The organism is Lamprobacter sp., from assembly GCF_034860625.1.
Classification (GTDB): Bacteria; Pseudomonadota; Gammaproteobacteria; order Chromatiales; family Chromatiaceae; genus Lamprobacter.
Genome location: NZ_JAYESN010000566.1, coordinates 1 through 1,189 on the forward strand (window position 1 = coordinate 1; position 1,189 = coordinate 1,189).

At 61.9% G+C, this 1,189-nt stretch carries 1 protein-coding gene; it reads left to right on the forward strand.

The window, feature by feature from the left end; translation table 11 throughout:
- Positions 1 to 1,189: elongation factor Tu (gene tuf / locus VBE63_RS29835; protein WP_323686587.1), on the forward strand; the 1,189-nt coding region annotated here is incomplete at both ends.

The window sequence follows — 1,189 nt, forward strand, 5'->3', positions numbered from 1 at the left end:
TGTCCAAAGCAAAATTCGAGAGAAAGAAGGCGCACGTCAACGTTGGCACGATTGGTCACGTTGACCATGGCAAGACCACGCTGACGGCAGCGATCACGGTCCATCAGGCGAAGAAGTTTGGTGGTGAGGCCCGCGCCTACGACCAGATTGACAACGCCCCCGAAGAGCGCGAGCGCGGCATCACCATTGCCACTGCCCACGTTGAATACGAGACGGAGAAGCGCCACTACGCCCACGTTGACTGCCCTGGACACGCTGACTACGTCAAGAACATGATCACTGGAGCGGCGCAGATGGACGGTGCCATCCTGGTCGTCTCGGCCGCCGATGGTCCCATGCCCCAGACCCGCGAGCACATTCTGCTCTCGCGTCAAGTGGGCGTGCCCTACATCGTCGTCTACCTGAACAAAGCCGACATGGTCGACGACGCCGAACTGCTTGAGCTCGTCGAGATGGAAGTGCGCGAGCTGCTCGACAGCTACGAATTCCCTGGAGACGACACCCCCATCATCACCGGCTCCGCGCTCAAGGCGCTCGAAGGCGATGACAGCGACATCGGCGGCCCCTCCATTGACAAGCTCATGGACGCCCTTGACAGCTACATCCCCGAGCCCGAGCGGGCGATTGACGGCGCCTTCCTGATGCCCATTGAAGACGTCTTCTCCATCTCCGGGCGCGGCACCGTCGTCACCGGACGCGTCGAGCGCGGCATTGTCAAGGTGGGCGAAGAAGTCGAGATCGTCGGCATCAAAGACACCGTCAAGACCACCTGCACCGGCGTGGAGATGTTCCGCAAGCTGCTCGACCAGGGGCAAGCTGGGGACAACATCGGCGCCCTACTGCGCGGCACCAAGCGTGACGACGTCGAGCGCGGCCAAGTCCTGGCCAAGCCCGGCTCGATCACCCCGCACACCCACTTCGAGGCCGAAGTCTACGTGCTGAGCAAAGAAGAAGGTGGCCGCCACACCCCGTTCTTCAACGGTTATCGTCCGCAGTTCTACTTCCGCACCACCGATGTCACCGGAGCCTGCGAACTGCCTGAAGGCATCGAGATGGTCATGCCGGGTGACAACGTCAAGATGACCGTCAAGCTCATCGCCCCGATCGCGATGGAAGAAGGGCTGCGCTTTGCGGTGCGCGAAGGTGGTCGGACCGTCGGCGCTGGCGTCGTCGCAAAGGTGATTGAGTA